Raw genomic sequence first — 16,632 nt, forward strand, 5'->3', positions numbered from 1 at the left:
CATTGCACTGAATATTTACCCCGGCAAACCTTTCTTTAGTCAGGGTAGGTGGCGTAAGCGTTAGGCTAGAGCAAGTGCAACTTTATCCAGAATTGGTATTACCCAGGTTTCTAATGGAGGTCAGCAAAGATGTCTCAAGACAATGTGATCAATTTACTCGAAGCAGGCGGAAAAGATAAAAAATTGCGAGCTAAGTACGACGCACTCAAAACCAAGGAAGAGTTTGTAGAAATGGCGGCTACTGATGGTTACGAGTTTACCGTGGTTGAACTGGAGGCTGTTTTGAACGAAGCTGGAGACTCGTGGGAGGAGTCAGGCTTTCCACCCCGACGCTTGATTTGGTGGTAGGTTGTCATTTGTCATTTGTCATTCGTCATTTGTCATTTGTCATTTGTCATTCGTCATTCGTCATTCGTCATTCGTCAGAGAATAGGGAACAGGGAACAGGGAACAGCCCACCAGTCTTAAGTCAGTGACATTCCCCTTAAGTTAAAGGGTTAGGGTGATCACAAATCTACTGAAGTCAGCTTGATGTGGGAAAGCCAACCTCTACTCCAATTCCTCGACCAACTCACTCGGTTCACCCGGATAAAAGCTATCCTCTAAAATTTCCGCCAAACTGTAGGGACAAGTCTGGGGAAAGGTTGGCTCTGGCAAGTCAGTTTCTCCCATTGCCAGATCTCTACCGTTCTCGTAAGCTAAAACCAGTGCATCCTCAAGGTAAGGCTTTAGGCTTGGGTTGTCTTTGAGCAACTGTGACGTATCACGGCGCTGTACGCGAATCGTCGCCAGCCAACTCCGACTCCGGCGTTGCGGTTGGTACTCCCATTTCAACAAATGTCCAATCAGTACCGTCAACCGATTTCGCAATTCCTGGCGTTGCTGTTTCCCCAAGGATTCAATCTCCTCAATCAGATTGCCCAAATCAAGCTGACTCCACTGCTGTTGGCGGAGTAACGATGCTTGTTCCTGCGTCCAAGCATAAAAATCGGTTTCGTAGAGGTTGGGTGTAGGTATTGCTGTCTGTTGATTCGTTTCTGGCACTGGCATCACGATTTTCCCACCTCAACGTCTCTCTATATAATAGTAAAACTGTTCTATGTAGGCGCGATCGCTTATTAGCTAGGACATCGGTCAAGAAACCGGGTTATGCAGGGTGAAAGCTTGATATTTCGTTGTCATCCTCACGAGAAACCCGGTTTCTCATAATACTTCGATAAAATTGACGACGAACATACAAAGAAATAGTTATGAGGTTTTATGAAGTTTTCATTTTATTTAATTAACCAATAAAAATGTTTTGGATTGTTAGCTCTCCCAAACTATTCTTTTATTTTTGTGAGGTTTTATGGTTTACATAACCCAGATGATCAACGAAACTAATAAATAGGTGTTCCCCACCGATTGATCTGTGAATCTACCAGGGTAAATCCGCCCAACCGGGCTGAAATACCCGACTCGGTTGTAAATTTAGATAGTATGACAGGGGAAGAACAATGTTTAATTTAACAGGGGTGCTAGTTCGCGATTGTGTCGAACGCCTACAAGTCGGCTACCGCCAGACTTACGGAAATTCTCAACCCGATTATGCTGAGGTTATCGCTGGAGTGGCTCAAGTGGCTCTAGAACAGATTACCCAGAGTGATGCTCTATACCACAATGTTGAACATACCATTTTGGTAAGCTTAGTCGGACAAGAAATCCTTCGAGGAAAACATATCCTAGACGGAAACGTTTCCCGTCAAGATTGGCTCACGTCAATTGTGTCTTGGTTATGCCATGACATCGGCTATATTAAGGGGATTTGCCGAAATGACCAACCGGATCAACGATTGTACGTGATTGGTCTTGATGATATGATGATATCCTTGCCCCAGGGGGCAACCGATGCGAGTTTGACATCCTATCATGTTGACCGAGGAAAGCGGTTTGTGGACGAGTATTTTGGCGCTCATCCCTTCATTGATTGTGCCATCGTAAAACGCAATATTGAGTTAACCCGTTTCCCAGTACCTGCTGATCACGCCCATCAAGATACGATTAATTATCCGGGTTTGACTCGTGCGGCTGATTTGATTGGTCAGCTTAGTGATCCACGTTACTTACAAAAGATTCCCGCATTGTTTGGTGAGTTTGAAGAAAGTGGCGCAAATAAGATTTTAGGCTATCACAATCCGGGTGAACTGCGGCAAAACTACCCCAATTTTTTCTGGACAATTGTGTTACAATATATCCAACCTGCTTTGCGTTATTTAGAGGTAACCAGAATTGGTCAACAGATTATTGCCAATCTGTATGGTAATGTCTTACAGGTTGAACAGGAAAATAGGGTAAGCCCAAAGAAGGTTGCCATGTTTGTTTAAACTATTCGGCATTTAAAGCTTAATGTCAACACCTGCAAAATCCTTGTCAGGCGAGCCAGCAAGCTCGCTACCCATTCCCAATTTAAATGCGTGACCGATTACCTCTTTGACTGTAACTTGGTATCAAGTCATCTTTAGACGACGATATAAGAGTTTTAGTCCATTTAAATAGACTTAAGCGATTAGCCCGGAGTTTAAACTCCGGGCAGGTGTTGGGGTTTACACAGAATTGATATTAGGATTCAGATGACAGCGTTGCTGATAAATTTGCGCCACCTGATCCGCTGGGTTTTGGCACAAACAGGCTTCAAACAGTTGTAGCGCTTCTGCATAAGCCTGTTGATTATACAGAGACAACGCTAAGGCAAATCGGTCTTGATTTGCCAGTTTACCCTCTCGGACTTCCGGTAAGTCAGCATCAAAGATTTCATAGACAGTCACCAGTTCAGATTTGCCTTTGACTTTGACGTGATCAATCATGCGGATAGCATAGTCGTAGGGATTTTGTAATTGTTTGAACGTGTGGTGAGAAATTAATAATGATACGCCATAATTTTTGGTTAAGCCTTCCAAACGAGCCGCTAAATTCACCGCATCACTAATCACAGTGGTGTCCATCCGGTTATATCCGCCCACAGTCCCTAACATTAATGTTCCTGTATTAATGCCCATACCTAGTTGAATGGCTCGATAATTACAGTTAGCTCGATGTTGATTATATTCAGTTAACTGATGCAACATGGCAATTCCAGCTTTAACCGCATCATCCGCACCGCCACTAAAGAGTGCCATAATCGCATCCCCAATATATTTATCAATAAATCCTTGATTTTTAATAATAGTGGGTTCCATTCGGGATAGATAGGAATTGATGAATTTAAAATTCTCTTCAGGGGTCATCCCTTCCGAAAGAGCAGTGAAGTCGCGAATATCCGAAAATAACACGGACATTTCTTTCTCAACTTGGTCGCCTAACTTAACATCAATAATAGTCTCCTTATTGAGTAACTGGAGAAATTGACCCGGCACAAAGCGAGAAAAAGCATGATTGAGTTTATTCAGATGACCTGTAAACTTGAGTCGTTCGGCTTCCCCCCGTTTGCGTTCGGTGATATCGTTCAGCACGACAATGGCGTAGCTAACATTTCCCTTGTCATCAAAGATGGGGGTTCCTAAAACCTCAATCGGCACTATTTTGTCGGGCTGGTGAATTTCTATCCCTTCATAGATGGAATTTTTACCGTTAAGTGCTTGGATAATTGGCTCAAGATTGGCGGGATAGATTTTCTCAGATTTAGGAGAATAAATTGGATAAATTTCGGGTAGCTGATTGGCAGGATTGGTGGGAATTAGACCTTGCCCAAAAAGTTTCTTTGCCGTCTGATTGGCATAGTAGGGTATACCGTTTTGATCAACGACAAAAACGCCGACAGGTATCGCTTCTAAGAATTGAGTGAGCCGACTTTCACTATCTCGTAATTGATCTTGAGCCTCCAGCCGTTGATTAATTTCGCGATAAATGTGATAATAGACAAAAACAAGAATACCTAAGTCAAAAATGAGTCCAATGGAGAAAATCCATATTGTCGTATGGACTGTGCCTTGAGTGTGCTGCGATCTCGCATACAATAGCCGCTCTTCCTCCGCCTTCATCTGATGAAAGATATCGCGGATATGATCCATGATCAGTTTGCCTTCGTTTGTGTTGACAATCGCTAAAGCCGCGTCCAATCCTTGCTCGTTTCTTAAGTTAATTGTTTGCTCAAGTTCGGCAAACTTGGTATTAATTAAAGGGACGACTAGCTCTAACTTTTGTTGATGGTAAGGGTTGTCTACTGTCAAGTCTTGTAGCTGCTTGATATCATCTTCGACTTTATCAATGGCTTTTTGATAGGGTTCCAGATAGCGCTGTTCACCCGTGAGAAGATAACCCCGTTGTCCCGTTTCGGCATCCGTAATTTCAGCTAAGACTTCTTCAAGTTTCGTTAATACTTTTTTGGTATGGAGTTCTTTGTGATTTGTCTCTCTCAGGCGAAATGCGCTATAATATCCACTTAAACTAACGATCACGATCAGGCTAGAGGTTAGTCCAAATCCTACGACGATTTTTCGTTGTATCGATAATTTTATCATAAAGGGTAGAGTTTAACTGATAAAACTCTGATTCGGGTTAAACGGTAAAACACCTATTCAGGTATAATTTATCTTTTTCCGCAACTTTAAAAAATAATGATATTTTTTGTGACAAACCAAACTAGGCATAAATTATTTTTTTAGATAGAAATCATGCCAAAACTGGGCTGTTTATTCTTTGTTCAGAGGAATACGTCTCGCTTTCAGAGGATAAGAATATAACCAGCATTTTACCGATACAGTTTCGGTTTTGGCAAATGCTGGTTAAAAAAATTTATCTTCTTGGCTTTGTCCTTCTGTCAGGGAATGGGAATCTGGAAGTTCAACAACATTCAGTCCCCCCTAGACTTGACAAATAATCGCGCCCTTCAAAATTGCCCCACTCAGATTCGCACCATTGAGGTTCGCCTGATTCAGATTGGTATTTCTCAGGTTTGCTCCTTTCAGATTTGTTTCACTGAGATTAGCGCCTGTCAAATCAGCACCACTGAGATTCGCATCGGTTAAATCCGCTCCTTTCAAGTTTGCGCCTCTGAGGTCAGCATTTCTTAAGAAAACAGCCATGAGGTTGGTATCGATTAAAATGGCTTGACTGAGGTTGGTTGTATGGCAAATTGCTTCACAGAGATTCGCCCGACTGAGGTTGGCTCGACTGAGATTCGCCCGACTGAGATTGGCTCGACTGAGGTTGAAGTTTTGCAAATTATACTCACTGAGATTCAATCCACTCAGATCAACTTTACTAAAGTTCAGTTTGACTACATTGGCTTTACTCTGGTTTGAATTTAAGTTAATATTTTGCAGTCGCCATCGATTCCAATTTTCAACACCTTGTTTTAGGACAACTATATCGTTCGCATTTGCCACTTTGTATGACTCCTCCAAGTTTCAACGTGAATCGCAGTATCGTTTTGTCAAAATTATCTGAATCATTCAGAATGGTGATAATCGGGTCGATTTGGAGTCATAAAAATTGCTGAGATTGCTATTGAATCAAGTGACTAACATTGAGTTCATGCCAGAAACGGGTGATGAAACAAATAGGGGTTTCATTGAACAATGTAACAAAAGTTTAAGACCTTATTCAGATTATCGGATAAGAAGTGCTTGGTCAAAACATAGAGGATTTTCTATGGCATAGCTATGAATTGGGGAAGTTTTGAGTGTGTAGGGGCGGGTTTAGGGAATCGCGTTTCGCTATTGACGATAACGTTTGTTCAAAACCCGCCCTGAGTGTTGAGTGTTGATCCTTCGCTTCGCTAATCGGACATGATTTCGACCCGGCGGGATCATTGAGTGAGCCTGGTTTTAAGGAGTGTCGAGACTTAGTCGGTTACGTCTCTACACCCCCTGTCTCCTTAAAGGCGGGTTAAATGGCGGGTGCGATCGCGCTTTGGGTCCCCTGGGTGTCAATCGAGTGCGATCGCGCTATTGCAGAAATTCCCACCTTTTGCCAAGCGGATGCCATAGCGGTGACTACGGCTTCAGCTTGCATCGGCTCGACAAGCGCCAACAAAGTCGGACCAGCACCACTAATCGTCACTCCATAAGCCCCCGCTTTTAAGGCGGCGGTTTGTACCGCTTCATACCCCGGAATCAAAGCCTGTCGATAGGGTTGATGTAACTTATCCTGGAGGGCAGTTTGTAACCAATCACCTCGTCCCGTTGCCAAGGCGCGGATCAATAAGCCGAAATGGGCAATATTAAAAATAGCATCCGCCCGACTCACTTGGGTGGGGAGTACCTGTCGCGCTTCTTGGGTGGAGAGTTCAAAATTGGGAATGGCGACGACAGGGATAATTTGATCATGCCAGGGAATATCACAAATCTCCCATTTCTTGAGAACCGTATCCCCCCGCGCCGCCAGACGACAGCCGCCCAACAAAGCGGGGACAACATTATCCGGATGTCCTTCCAGCGCGATCGCTAATTCCATGATTTCGGTTTGACTCAGGGGTTCCCCAGCGAGTTGGTTAGCGCCAACCAATCCGCCGACAATCGCCGTAGCGGAACTTCCTAACCCTCTGGCGAGGGGGACATCTAAATCAATTTTGAGTTGGACGGGGGGAGGTGTATGACCAATCTGGTTGTATAGTTTCAGAAAGGCTTGGTAAGCCAGATTCGTTTCATCAGTTTTTACCTGGTTTGCCTCGACACCTGACACCCGAATTCTCACCGCCCGTTCCGTTTCCCAGGGAGTATCCGAACTCAGACGAGTAAACGTGAACTTGTTGTACAGAGTTAAGGCGGCGCCAATGCAATCAAATCCGGGACCTAAGTTGGCGGTTGTAGCAGGAACGGTAACGGTGACGGGAGAATGGATAGACATTCGTGCGGGATTAAAAGATGCCAAGGGGAAATCTTACCAGATTCCCTGTATCAATGTAGAGACTCCTCATGCTACGTCTGTCCGTCTGTCCGTCTGTCAATGGTTGTAGGGGCGGGTTTAGTCACAATTGTAGGGGCGGGTTTAGGGACTAAATTCAGATCCTCAGAACTAACGGAACAACAAAACCCGCCCTACCCACCGATAACTTTTACCAACTATACGCTGATTCAGCTTTCCCCTAATTAACGACGATTAATCAGAACAAAACCCCTGGTTTTTTCCGAAGTAGAATCCACCGTTGCCATGGCTTGCCAGAGTTCTTCCGCTTTGACCCAAATGGGCGGATACTTGTAGCGGGATACATCTAAAATTAGAAAGCGATCGCTCTGTTGATTATAAGCCGCGATCGGGGAAATATGTCCGCCCCGTTCCTGACCCATGGTTTTTCGTAAGTAGTTGACTAAGACGAAGTTATTGGGATCTTCTAAATTCTCTATCACCATCTGACGGAATTTGTCTAGAGTTACTTCACTGGCGTGGTAAACCTCGGCGTTGAGGGGATAGGTTTCTAAGAGTTGACCTAATTCGTTTAAGGTCATGATTTTAATGGCGGGGATGTTAATTAGATACCCAACTTCTTGAAGAAGTCGGGTATCTGGTTGAGAGTCATGTTGAGAAAGGGCGCACTGACGTGCGCCCCTACGGGGTTTTCGGGTTACTTTTTATCTATTGGGCTTGATTGGGGCGTCCCATTCCTCTTTGACCCCGACGATTTCCCCGCATCTGACGCATCTGTTCTTGTTGTTCCTCAGTTAGGACATTCTGCATCTGTTCTCGTGCGGATTGGTGGATTTCCCGCATCTGATTCTGTTGTGCTTCGGTCAGATTTAGCGCCCGCATCCCTTCCCGGTGTCGCTGGCGTTGTCCCTGCAATTCTTGGAATTGTTCCCGTTGTTCGGGGGTAAGAATTTGTTCGATTTGCGAGTGTTTATTATCCCGGATGCGTTCTAACTGCGTTTGTTGGTCGGTTGTTAGGTTGAGTTCTTCTGCGAATCGGGGTTGGGACAATGCTGCCATAGGTGCAGCCGCGAGGGTAATTGCGGCGATGGTGGCGAATAGAGGTAAGAGTTTGATGTTCATGATGTTACAGTTGCCAACGATTTGGTGTTTGATGTCTTTATCCTAGAAACTGTAAGGGGTGAACCACCTGAGGCAAACGTCCTGATTTGAGGTAGGACTTTAGTCCTAGTGTTTTAGGTGTGGGGAAGGTGGGGGAGATGAGGGAGATGAGGGAGATGGGGGAGATGGGGAAGTTGTGAGTTAACTCAAAACTCTACCTTACCCTGTTCCCTGTTCCCTGTTCCCTATTCCCTATTCCCTATTCCCTGACAAATGACAAATGACCAATGACCAATGACCAATGACCAATGACCAATGACCAATGACCAATGACCAATGACAAATGACCAATGATAAATGACCAATGACCAATGATAAATGACCAAACATCCAATTCCTTTCCTTTTATATCTAGAATGGATTCTCTTGGGAATCATCGCTATCATTGAATTCCTGCGGTTTCCCTTTCCCCACCTCCCTCGCTTCCCTCTCCTGAATCTGTTGGGTTTAGCTGTCTTTGGCATCATGGGGTTGAGATTACCGACTCAGAAATCGGTCAAGGTGATTTATACCGGCGTGGAAATTGGCGTAATTCTCCTTGTCTCCTTGGTGGGTAAACTTCGTATGTTACCCTTGATTTTAATTATTTTAGTTATCCGAAACTGTTTTATCTTTGAACGGCAAAGCCGCTTAATTATTACCGGATTCGCCTTTGTCTTATTTCTAATGCGAGAAGTTGACCGATTTCAGTCTCGCGGCCTTCACCCTCGCCCTCCCTTTCGCCCGCCAGTTTTGGCAATGCCAGAACGCTGGCTATTTATCCTGTTAAGTTCTATAGTAGTCTTTGGCTTAGTCTTGGTCTTCCTCCAGTTATTAGTTGATGCTGTATTAGCTGAACGGCGCAGTCGGGACGAATTGGCACAGGCAAATGCTCAACTGCGGCGCTATGCTATCCGGATTGAGGATATGGCGACGCTGCAAGAACGGAATCGTATTGCGAGGGAAATCCATGATTCCTTGGGACATTCCCTGATTACGTTTAATCTACACTTAGAAGCCGCGTTGCGACTGATGGAATCAAATCCCGCCGAAGCCAAAGATTTTTTACTCGAAGTCAAACAAGTTGCGGCTACTGCACTGCAAGACGTGCGTCAATCCGTAGCCACCCTGCGTTCTAACCCGTTACAAGGGCAATCTCTAGAGAATGCGATCGCGTCTTTAATCCAAGAGTTCCACAAGTCTACTGGTATCTTACCTGATTGTCAGATCAATTTGTCCCATCCGGTGACGCCCGATGTGAAAATGGCGAGTTATCGGATTATCCAAGAATCCCTGACGAATATCTATAAACACGCCAAAGCCACGGAGGTGAGTATCCAGATTTGGACAGATTCCCGGTTCCATCTGATGATTCAGGATAATGGCAGAGGATTCGATGTGACGCAGAATACCACAGGTTTTGGACTACAAGGGATGCGGGAACGTACTCAAGCGTTAGGGGGTCGTTTTACAATTAACACAGCACCCGGACAAGGGTGTCAAGTTAGGGTTGAGTGGTAATTATGTCATTTGTCATTCGTCATAAGTAGTTGAGTGTGTAGGGGCGGGTTTAGGAACTTTCTGCTTGGCTATTGATGGTAAACTTTGTACAAAACCCGCCCTGATTTAGGGTTGAGTGTGTAGGGGCGGGTTTAGGGAATTTCTGCTTGGCTATTGATGTTAAACTTTGTACAAAACCCGCCCTTTTATGATTAAAATCCTATTAGTTGATGACCAAAATCTAGTCCGACGCGGGTTAAAAGCCTTATTACAATTTGAAGATGATTTCGAGGTTATCGGAGAAGCGGATAATGGAGAAACGGCAATTGCACAATTGGAAACCTTACACCCTGATATTATCCTCATGGATGTACGTATGCCGATTATGGATGGTGTCGCCGCTACCAAGGAAATTTGTCAACGGTTTCCCCCCATCAAAATCTTGGTTTTAACCACATTCGATGATGATGAGTACGTCACCCAAGCCCTGCATTATGGCGCCTCTGGCTATTTACTTAAAGATACACCCCCCGATGAATTAGCCCAAGCAATTCGGGCGGTGCATAAGGGGTATACTCAACTCGGACCAGGAATTGGTCAAAAGATTATGACGCAAATCCCTGCTTCTGTCTCCAATTCCTCCACCGCTTGGGATGAACTCACCCCCAGAGAACAGGAAATCCTCCGCTTAATCGCCACGGGTGCGAATAACCGGGAAATTGCCCAAACTCTGTATATTTCCCAGAAGACAGTGAAGAATCATATTACCAATATCTTAAGCCGATTGAACCTACGCGATCGCACCCAAGCCGCAATCTGGGCAAACTCCCATTCAATCCACGGCTAGGAGTTCCACAGACTCAGCCAAAATTATCGGTTTATTTTTGTATTCCGCTTCTATGGTTTGTTCAACATCTAAATCCCAGGTTAAATCATAATCCTTCTCCAACTCCTCCTTGCCTAAGGTGGAAGCGTTGTCTATGGCTGTCTCATCTACTGTCTCCTCTGGCGTTATAGCTGCTTCGTCTTCATAGAAAATACTACAAGCTGGCAAAAGTAGCATCACTAACCCCAAACCCATTAATTTCCGAAGTCCCATTGAGAACCCTCCTAGATGCGGTTATGCTTTACACTAAACAGAATAGACTTGCGATCGCGTCTGGCTAGAGTCTCACTCCCACATCCTTCCCTAGAGAGAAATTTACCCGATTATTCATTGCCTTAACTTGAATGACACACTCCTTAGTCTGGGTTCGTAGTTGCGCTGTCTTCGCCATAAACCCATATCTATCACCCGTCACGGCGGTTAGGACACCAATTTTAACCATCATCTAAAACTATGTCTCACTTCACCACCATCAACATTCAGATCAAAAACGGCGAAATTCTGCATCAAACATTGCAGGAGTTGGGGTATCAAGTCGAATGCAATACCTCGGTACGTGGCTATCACGGGAATACCACCGAAGCCGAATACGTGATTCGCCAGTCTAATGGTTATGATTTAGGCTTTCGCCAAAATGGGGAGACGTTTGAACTCGTGGCAGATTTTTGGGGGGCGAGAATTAACCAAACAGAATTCGTCAATTCCGTTAATCAAAAGTATGCTCATAAAATGCTAATGCATTCCGTGCAAGAGCAAGGGTTTAATGTCGAAGAAGAAGACGTGTTAGAAGATGGTACAGTGCGAGTAGTTGTCGGACGCTGGCAATAAAAAATCGAGCATTTATTCTTCTAGTCAAGGCGGGTTTATTCACTCAGTTTATCTGCGAGAATGGATCAACAAAACCCGCCATCAGTAACGGATTTTACATTACACGCCTAAATGGAAGTTCGTAGTAAGGACTTTAGTCTTAAGACAAGGCAGAAGGGAAGGAGTAAGGTCGCAAGATATCATAAGCTGTATATTTTTCTTATGTTATTCATCTAAATTATTTCATTATTTATACACCCCCATATCTTAATCGTCTTATCCAAACTTCCACTAACTAAGTATTGCCCATCCCGACAAAACGTCAGACAGGTTACAGCCTCTTTATGTCCCGTCAATGTTTGAATTTGCTTTCCCGTCGCCACATCCCAAAACTTAATGTCCCCATCATTCCCACCACTGATTAAAATTCGCCCATATCGACTAAACAAAAGACTATTCACCGCATAATAATATCCCTCCAACGTATGTTCAACCTGGTGAGTCGCCAGATTCCAGAGTTGGATTTGTCCTTGCCAATTGGTACTCGCTAACGTCAACCCATCAGGATTCATTGCCACTTGGTTAGCGTAACTTTTCAATGTCCGAGGTCGATCTCTTGTCCGCCAATCCCACAGCTTAATCTTGCCATCCCGACTACTACTGACTAACGTATTACCATCCGCACTAAAGGCAAGACTCCAAATCTCATCCGTATGCGCCCCTAGAGTTAATTGATTACTGAACGTACAAATCAGTTTACCCGTTTCTAGATGCCAAAGTTTAATCGTGGTATCCTGACTGCCACTGGCGATAATTCGACCATCAGGACAAATCGCGATCGCCCGAATCACATCTTGATGTCCATAGAGACTGTGGCGAAGTTCTCCCTGATCCCAAATCTCGATGACATGACTTGCACCATTACTGACTCGCACCACTATTTTCACATCATCAGTCAACGCCAAAAATTCTTTGGCTTTGGGATATTTTGGAATCTTGTAGAGGATTTCTTGCGTCTCGATATGGTAAACTCGAATAGTTTTCCCGCGTAAATAGGTAATCCTTGTCCCATCGGGACTAATGGCAATGGATTGACCCGCCTTATGCGTTGTGATATCCTCAAACAGATGATAAGGGAGATACGCATTTAACGCCCGCTTCGCCTCTCGTTCAGTGCGATCGCGCAACAGTAAATAGGCAATTCGCTGCACTTGTTCTGACTCATCTTGTAAGGCGGGGATAATTAACCCTAAACCAGATTCTCCATACTTCAGCGCATCTTTAAGTGCAGCAATTCTCACCATCTCATCGTCACCTGCCAGACGCCGCTTAACCCCTGCAATCCCGCCTAAAATAACCGCACCCAGAGGGGCAGCATAAGACGAACCAAGAACAGCGTCATTGTCTCTGGGTTGATTAAAAGGCTCCACCATAATCATTTATAATATCATTTCCGTTTATTTTTCCAATTCTATAAAACCTCCCCCCAAATACTACCAATTTCTCTGCGTCCCTCTGCGAAAACCTCTGCGTTCCTCTGCGTAAAAAAAACATCAGATTAGATATCACAAACTACTAACTACTTATGAATAAATCCCGATCGCGTCCCTTTCACCCCAACCTTGTGATAAACCGCTAGAATCTCAGGTGCGGTTAGCGATCGATTAAACAGTTGCACATCACTCATCCTACCCTGAAAGAATCCCGGTGAACTCGGATGATCAGAACGTCGTCCCAATCGCAGAGGTTTAAAATTATTCAGCGAACCCTGTCGTCTCGTCGGGTTAAACCGATTCCCCAGCTCAATCCCATCAACATACCATCGTCCTCCATCAGTCGCATCTCGGTCAACGGTAACCACCAGATAATGCCAGCGATCATCGGCAATTAAGCACTGACTATCATAATTCGTCCAAGCTAACTCGATTCCATCCGCTAATTGTAAACCCAACCGACCTTTATGCAGATATAAACAATATCCTTGCACCGAACCAGAAGTTTCCACACGCTTATCCAAAATTACCTCAAGTCCGCGACTACGACTTTTAATTCCCACACCAATGGAGAAATCCCCCACCCCAAAATTCAAGGCTGATCCATGGGGAATTTCCACATAGTCATCCCGATCAAATTGCAACGCACTCCCTAATCCTTGAGGTAGAACATATTCGACAAAGCGATAAGACTCCGAATTCACTTCATCGGGGTGTCCCGCACCGCCTAATCCCGGCATTCGACCGGGAACCATCGTCACTGGTGTTGCCCCCTTAATTGTGCCATCATTTCCCCCCAAACTATCCGCCGCGATGTCTCCTTCGGTTTCATTTAACCGCCACCAGGCAACCCGATTAGCCGGAACATAATGTTGAATGGCTTGTTGAACCCACGGTTGTTGCTTATTCCACAGGATTAAGAGTGCTGCTTGTCGTACCCGTGGGGATTCATCTTGCACAAAAGCTTCCTGCACTAAATTTAACCCCGCATCCCCATAAGCGATGGCTTCGCTAATAGCGGCTAAACGTTGTTCCACGACAAGAGAGGTTAAACGCATCCTCACCCCAGCCATACCACCTAAGACTACGCCTTTAGTTGGGGGTGGATTTTTACCCCTGAGAACCGCGTCATCCTTTTTTGGTCGGTGAGAATACTTTGCCATCGCCCCTATTTCCCTATCCTCTTTAATTTATAATGCCATCAAGCCAAATCTGATCGCGATTTAATGCTCTGAGCCACTCTTTTAATTCAGAGCTGCTGTTTTTGAACTCAAGCCACCATGCAACCCGATAACTCGACTCGCAAGTACAAAAGACGCCGCGTTCTGCGTTTAGCAGCACTGGCTGCAGGAACATCGATTCTACCTGCGGCTTGCAGAACCGTGAATTCCACCTCGCCAGCACCTGATGCAGCCGTTGATGGGACAGTTCCCACCACTACATCCACCCCCATCGCCCAGTCTACATCGGGTAATGTTAATGTCAGTAAAGTTGTTCTCGTGCGTACCGATAACCGAGTAGCTGGAACTCAGAAAGCACTTGACTTGCTACAACCAGAGGGTATCTCTGATCGCACTGTATTTCTCAAGCCCAACTATAACACCGGAGATCCCGCCCCAGCCGCCACGGATACGCAACTCCTAGAGGCGCTGGTGCAAGACTTACAGAAGGCTGGTACAAAAGGAATTACCATTGGCGATCGCTCTGGGATGGCAAATACTCGTCAAGCCATGGAACAAAAACAGGTGTTTCAATTGGCAGATCGCTATGGCTTAGAGACGATTGTCTTTGATGAGATGGATGCTGATCAATGGCAGTACATTTCCGCCGAAGGAACCCACTGGCAAAAAGGCTTTGCCTTTGCCAGTCCGATTTTAGATGCAGGGGCAATTATCAATACCTGTTGCTTAAAAACCCATCGTTTTGGCGGTCATTTTACCCTGTCGCTGAAGAATTCCGTGGGGATGGTTGCCAAATATGTGCCTGGGGATTCGTTTAATTATATGCAGGATTTACATTCCTCCCCTCACCAACGAGTCATGATTGCTGAAATTAACCAAGCCTACAAACCAGCGCTGATTCTATTAGATGGGGTAGAGGCTTTTGTCAATGGCGGACCCGCCTCTGGGAAGAAGGTAAAAGCCGGGGTAATGCTGGCGGGAACCGATCGCGTGGCGGTTGATGCTGTTGCCATTGCCATCTTGCGATCGCTTGGCACCACTGACGCGGTTTCTAGTGGTTCAATTTGGGAGTTAGAGCAAATTAAAAGAGCGGTAGAACTCGGATTGGGTGCTAGCAGTGCTGAACAAATTGAACTGGTAACGGCGGATAGCGCTAGCCAAACTATGGCAGATCAAATCCGTAAATTATTGACTATTTAGATTTGTCATTTGTTGATGGTTCATTGTTCATTGTTCATTGTTCCGCTAAGAAAATTCTTCTCTCCCTCATCTCCCGCATCTCCCCTGCTACCCTTGGGAGCATCCCATTTTGGAAACACCATTCCCAAAAGCAACGATATTTCAATAGTTTCAACCCTCTAAAAAGAGCTAACGCGCAAAATTGGGATGCTCCCCTACCCTTTGCCTTCTGTCTTTTCTCCACCAAATACAGCTAACCCGTAATATTTCCAAGGTACGGCTACAGATTCAAACCCAGCCGCTTTCAACATGTCTAAATGGGCTGCTAATGTGGCTAATTGATCCGGTTGAGAATATCCATAGGGAATACTTTTGCCTGTTTTCGTCCTGACTTCGGCTAACGTGGTTCCCTGTTGTACACACCATTCGTCGCGAATACGCTTATAGGTTTCTGACAAAATTGGTGATTCAGGAACAACCGGATCAGCATTCCAAAACACACCGCCAGGCTTAAGGCTTTCCCGAATTTTAGTAAACAGTTTGACCTTCATTTCATCCGTTAAATGATGAATAGCTAGTGAGGAAATACAAGCATCAAAACCCTGTCCAACCGATAACTGATGATTTGCCCAATCACCAAAATCTCCTTCGATACCTGTCCACTGTTGACGATATCCGGCTGTCTCTAGCTTGGCTTTAGCAAACTTGATCATCCGGGGAGAATAATCCACGCCGACGACTTGGACATCTCGACAGTGCTGGAATACCTTGAAACTCAATTCGCCAGTCCCACACCCCAAATCCAGTATACGTTTCGCCTGAGACGGGATACAGCGTGCGATGCTCGCTAGCATTTCATCATAGTGTGGCAAGAGTTGCCGGATACACAGATCAAACTCAGCCGTCTTGGCAAAGACTTCTCCAGGGAATATGGAGTTGGGGATGGCTGAGTCTGGAGGAGTCTGGATTGGATTGGTGGGATGAGAACTCACAAGCGTTGAGGATAACGACTACCATTGAGATTTTACCGAAGATATTTGGTTTTAGCGATCGCGTTGCGCTTTAAAGCATTAACTGCTGTTTTTATAGATTCATAATGTCTTACAAAAATTGGCAATCAGGTAGGCATAGATACTATAATCATTATTTATCGAATTCTACCTCCCTTCTCAGGCAATTTTCAGATTAATGTGGCATACCTAAATCAGGATGTAAAGTTCAAAACGGTTGAGATGAAGGCTGATCTATCATCTTGTCGTAACCATCTCATTTATACCCACCCGATTCAAGGTTTGAAGAGCGAGGTACGATTCAGGTTAAAGGTAAGGGTGAAATGATGACGTACTTACTAAAGAACAGAAAAGAAGCAAAAAAAGATAGTGTTGAATGTTGAATAATAGGATACTGTTGCCCAAGACTAAAAGACTAAGTGGGTTCCGGCGAAAAAAGCTAAATAGAACAAATAAAACCCTCTTTCGGTGAAGAAAAGAGGGTTTTATATATAAATAAAATAAAAAGTCTGGCATCGAGCTATTTTCCCAGGGGGCTACCCCCAAAGTATCTTCGCCGCAGCAACGTTTCACAGCCGAGTTCGGGATGGGTT

17 protein-coding genes, 1 rRNA gene and 1 pseudogene are annotated in these 16,632 nt (G+C 44.9%); 6 read left to right on the forward strand and 13 right to left on the reverse strand.

Annotated features, from left to right (window positions below; translation table 11 throughout):
• The first annotated feature begins 129 nt into the window (after nt 1–129).
• The gene (locus tag RIG27_RS31960) at nt 130–348 is read left to right on the forward strand and encodes a Nif11-like leader peptide family natural product precursor (RefSeq protein WP_446349566.1); all 219 of its coding nucleotides are present in this window, start codon (nt 130–132) and stop codon (nt 346–348) included.
• Nucleotides 349–549: 201 nt separating this feature from the next.
• Here RIG27_RS31960 and RIG27_RS31965 read toward each other — a convergent pair whose 3' ends face one another.
• Nucleotides 550–1,050: a DUF29 domain-containing protein gene (locus RIG27_RS31965; protein WP_446351091.1), complete on the reverse strand. Its 501-nt coding sequence runs from the start codon at nt 1,048–1,050 to the stop codon at nt 550–552.
• A 446-nt stretch (nt 1,051–1,496) separates the two neighbouring features.
• Here RIG27_RS31965 and RIG27_RS31970 point away from each other — a divergent pair, with 446 nt between their 5' ends.
• Nucleotides 1,497–2,363, forward strand: coding sequence for an Npun_R2479 family HD domain-containing metalloprotein (locus RIG27_RS31970; RefSeq protein WP_446349562.1), 867 nt, complete (start codon nt 1,497–1,499; stop codon nt 2,361–2,363).
• 219 nt (nt 2,364–2,582) lie between these two features.
• Here the strand turns inward: RIG27_RS31970 and RIG27_RS31975 are convergent, their stop codons facing one another.
• From RIG27_RS31975 to RIG27_RS32000, 6 genes and pseudogenes are all read right to left on the reverse strand, one after another.
• Nucleotides 2,583–4,433, reverse strand: a complete 1,851-nt coding sequence (locus RIG27_RS31975) for a CHASE3 domain-containing protein (RefSeq protein WP_446351092.1) — start codon at nt 4,431–4,433, stop codon at nt 2,583–2,585.
• Nucleotides 4,434–4,838: 405 nt separating this feature from the next.
• Nucleotides 4,839–5,363 carry a pentapeptide repeat-containing protein gene (locus RIG27_RS31980; RefSeq protein WP_446349558.1) on the reverse strand — a complete coding sequence of 175 codons (525 nt, stop codon included), beginning with the start codon at nt 5,361–5,363 and terminating at the stop codon, nt 4,839–4,841.
• A 502-nt stretch (nt 5,364–5,865) separates the two neighbouring features.
• On the reverse strand, nt 5,866–6,825 hold the full coding sequence (thrB, locus tag RIG27_RS31985) for a homoserine kinase (protein WP_446351093.1): 960 nt from the start codon (nt 6,823–6,825) through the stop codon (nt 5,866–5,868).
• A gap of 242 nt (nt 6,826–7,067) precedes the next feature.
• Nucleotides 7,068–7,424: pseudogene (locus RIG27_RS31990) on the reverse strand (phytochelatin synthase family protein); the annotation flags it as partial.
• A 127-nt stretch (nt 7,425–7,551) separates the two neighbouring features.
• Nucleotides 7,552–7,965, reverse strand: coding sequence for a Spy/CpxP family protein refolding chaperone (locus tag RIG27_RS31995; protein WP_446351094.1), 414 nt, complete (start codon nt 7,963–7,965; stop codon nt 7,552–7,554).
• Between the two features lie 231 nt (nt 7,966–8,196).
• Complete coding sequence (locus RIG27_RS32000; protein WP_446351095.1) at nt 8,197–8,334, reverse strand: hypothetical protein; 138 nt, start codon at nt 8,332–8,334, stop codon at nt 8,197–8,199.
• On the opposite strand from RIG27_RS32000, the gene RIG27_RS32005 reads away from it, so the two are divergent.
• Both RIG27_RS32005 and RIG27_RS32010 read left to right on the forward strand, forming a co-directional pair.
• Complete coding sequence (locus RIG27_RS32005) at nt 8,323–9,504, forward strand: sensor histidine kinase (protein WP_446351096.1); 1,182 nt, start codon at nt 8,323–8,325, stop codon at nt 9,502–9,504. The two genes, RIG27_RS32000 and RIG27_RS32005, sit on opposite strands and share 12 nt — an antisense overlap.
• Nucleotides 9,505–9,691: 187 nt before the next feature.
• Nucleotides 9,692–10,330 carry a response regulator gene (locus RIG27_RS32010; protein WP_446351097.1) on the forward strand — a complete coding sequence of 213 codons (639 nt, stop codon included), beginning with the start codon at nt 9,692–9,694 and terminating at the stop codon, nt 10,328–10,330.
• Here the strand turns inward: RIG27_RS32010 and RIG27_RS32015 are convergent.
• Nucleotides 10,316–10,582 carry a hypothetical protein gene (locus RIG27_RS32015; RefSeq protein ID WP_446351098.1) on the reverse strand — a complete coding sequence of 89 codons (267 nt, stop codon included), beginning with the start codon at nt 10,580–10,582 and terminating at the stop codon, nt 10,316–10,318. The two genes, RIG27_RS32010 and RIG27_RS32015, sit on opposite strands and share 15 nt — an antisense overlap.
• A gap of 64 nt (nt 10,583–10,646) precedes the next feature.
• The gene (locus RIG27_RS32020) at nt 10,647–10,814 is read right to left on the reverse strand and encodes a hypothetical protein (RefSeq protein ID WP_446351099.1); all 168 of its coding nucleotides are present in this window, start codon (nt 10,812–10,814) and stop codon (nt 10,647–10,649) included.
• Between the two features lie 8 nt (nt 10,815–10,822).
• Here RIG27_RS32020 and RIG27_RS32025 point away from each other — a divergent pair, with 8 nt between their 5' ends.
• Nucleotides 10,823–11,197, forward strand: coding sequence for a DUF1257 domain-containing protein (locus RIG27_RS32025; protein ID WP_446351100.1), 375 nt, complete (start codon nt 10,823–10,825; stop codon nt 11,195–11,197).
• Nucleotides 11,198–11,409: 212 nt separating this feature from the next.
• On the opposite strand, the gene RIG27_RS32030 is transcribed toward RIG27_RS32025, so the two are convergent.
• Together RIG27_RS32030 and RIG27_RS32035 are read right to left on the reverse strand one after the other, a co-directional pair.
• Complete coding sequence (locus RIG27_RS32030; RefSeq protein ID WP_446351101.1) at nt 11,410–12,609, reverse strand: WD40 repeat domain-containing protein; 1,200 nt, start codon at nt 12,607–12,609, stop codon at nt 11,410–11,412.
• A 146-nt stretch (nt 12,610–12,755) separates the two neighbouring features.
• Nucleotides 12,756–13,832 carry a LamG domain-containing protein gene (locus tag RIG27_RS32035; protein WP_446351102.1) on the reverse strand — a complete coding sequence of 359 codons (1,077 nt, stop codon included), beginning with the start codon at nt 13,830–13,832 and terminating at the stop codon, nt 12,756–12,758.
• A 117-nt stretch (nt 13,833–13,949) separates the two neighbouring features.
• Between RIG27_RS32035 and RIG27_RS32040 the strand changes: the two genes are divergently transcribed.
• A complete protein-coding gene (locus RIG27_RS32040; RefSeq protein WP_446351103.1) occupies nt 13,950–15,050 on the forward strand; it encodes a DUF362 domain-containing protein in 1,101 nt (366 codons plus the stop codon).
• Between the two features lie 194 nt (nt 15,051–15,244).
• Here RIG27_RS32040 and RIG27_RS32045 read toward each other — a convergent pair whose 3' ends face one another.
• Together RIG27_RS32045 and rrf are read right to left on the reverse strand one after the other, a co-directional pair.
• On the reverse strand, nt 15,245–16,021 hold the full coding sequence (locus tag RIG27_RS32045; protein ID WP_446347408.1) for a class I SAM-dependent methyltransferase: 777 nt from the start codon (nt 16,019–16,021) through the stop codon (nt 15,245–15,247).
• 525 nt (nt 16,022–16,546) lie between these two features.
• A 5S ribosomal RNA gene (rrf, locus tag RIG27_RS32050) occupies nt 16,547–16,632 on the reverse strand; the annotation flags it as partial.

This window comes from Coleofasciculus sp. F4-SAH-05, from assembly GCF_040222985.1.
Taxonomy (GTDB): Bacteria; Cyanobacteriota; Cyanobacteriia; order Cyanobacteriales; family Coleofasciculaceae; genus Coleofasciculus; species Coleofasciculus chthonoplastes.

Bases quoted from the DNA above. Each gene is read 5' to 3' on its own strand.
- RIG27_RS31960 (WP_446349566.1), top strand. From the start codon at position 130: ATGTCTCAAGACAATGTGATCAATTTACTCGAAGCAGGCGGAAAAGAT.
- RIG27_RS31965 (WP_446351091.1), bottom strand. From the start codon at position 1,050: ATGCCAGTGCCAGAAACGAATCAACAGACAGCAATACCTACACCCAAC.
- RIG27_RS31970 (WP_446349562.1), top strand. From the start codon at position 1,497: ATGTTTAATTTAACAGGGGTGCTAGTTCGCGATTGTGTCGAACGCCTA.
- thrB (WP_446351093.1), bottom strand. From the start codon at position 6,825: ATGTCTATCCATTCTCCCGTCACCGTTACCGTTCCTGCTACAACCGCC.
- RIG27_RS31995 (WP_446351094.1), bottom strand. From the start codon at position 7,965: ATGAACATCAAACTCTTACCTCTATTCGCCACCATCGCCGCAATTACC.
- RIG27_RS32005 (WP_446351096.1), top strand. From the start codon at position 8,323: ATGACCAAACATCCAATTCCTTTCCTTTTATATCTAGAATGGATTCTC.
- RIG27_RS32000 (WP_446351095.1), bottom strand. From the start codon at position 8,334: ATGTTTGGTCATTTATCATTGGTCATTGGTCATTTATCATTGGTCATT.
- RIG27_RS32010 (WP_446351097.1), top strand. From the start codon at position 9,692: ATGATTAAAATCCTATTAGTTGATGACCAAAATCTAGTCCGACGCGGG.
- RIG27_RS32015 (WP_446351098.1), bottom strand. From the start codon at position 10,582: ATGGGACTTCGGAAATTAATGGGTTTGGGGTTAGTGATGCTACTTTTG.
- RIG27_RS32020 (WP_446351099.1), bottom strand. From the start codon at position 10,814: ATGATGGTTAAAATTGGTGTCCTAACCGCCGTGACGGGTGATAGATAT.
- RIG27_RS32025 (WP_446351100.1), top strand. From the start codon at position 10,823: ATGTCTCACTTCACCACCATCAACATTCAGATCAAAAACGGCGAAATT.
- RIG27_RS32030 (WP_446351101.1), bottom strand. From the start codon at position 12,609: ATGGTGGAGCCTTTTAATCAACCCAGAGACAATGACGCTGTTCTTGGT.
- RIG27_RS32035 (WP_446351102.1), bottom strand. From the start codon at position 13,832: ATGGCAAAGTATTCTCACCGACCAAAAAAGGATGACGCGGTTCTCAGG.
- RIG27_RS32040 (WP_446351103.1), top strand. From the start codon at position 13,950: ATGCAACCCGATAACTCGACTCGCAAGTACAAAAGACGCCGCGTTCTG.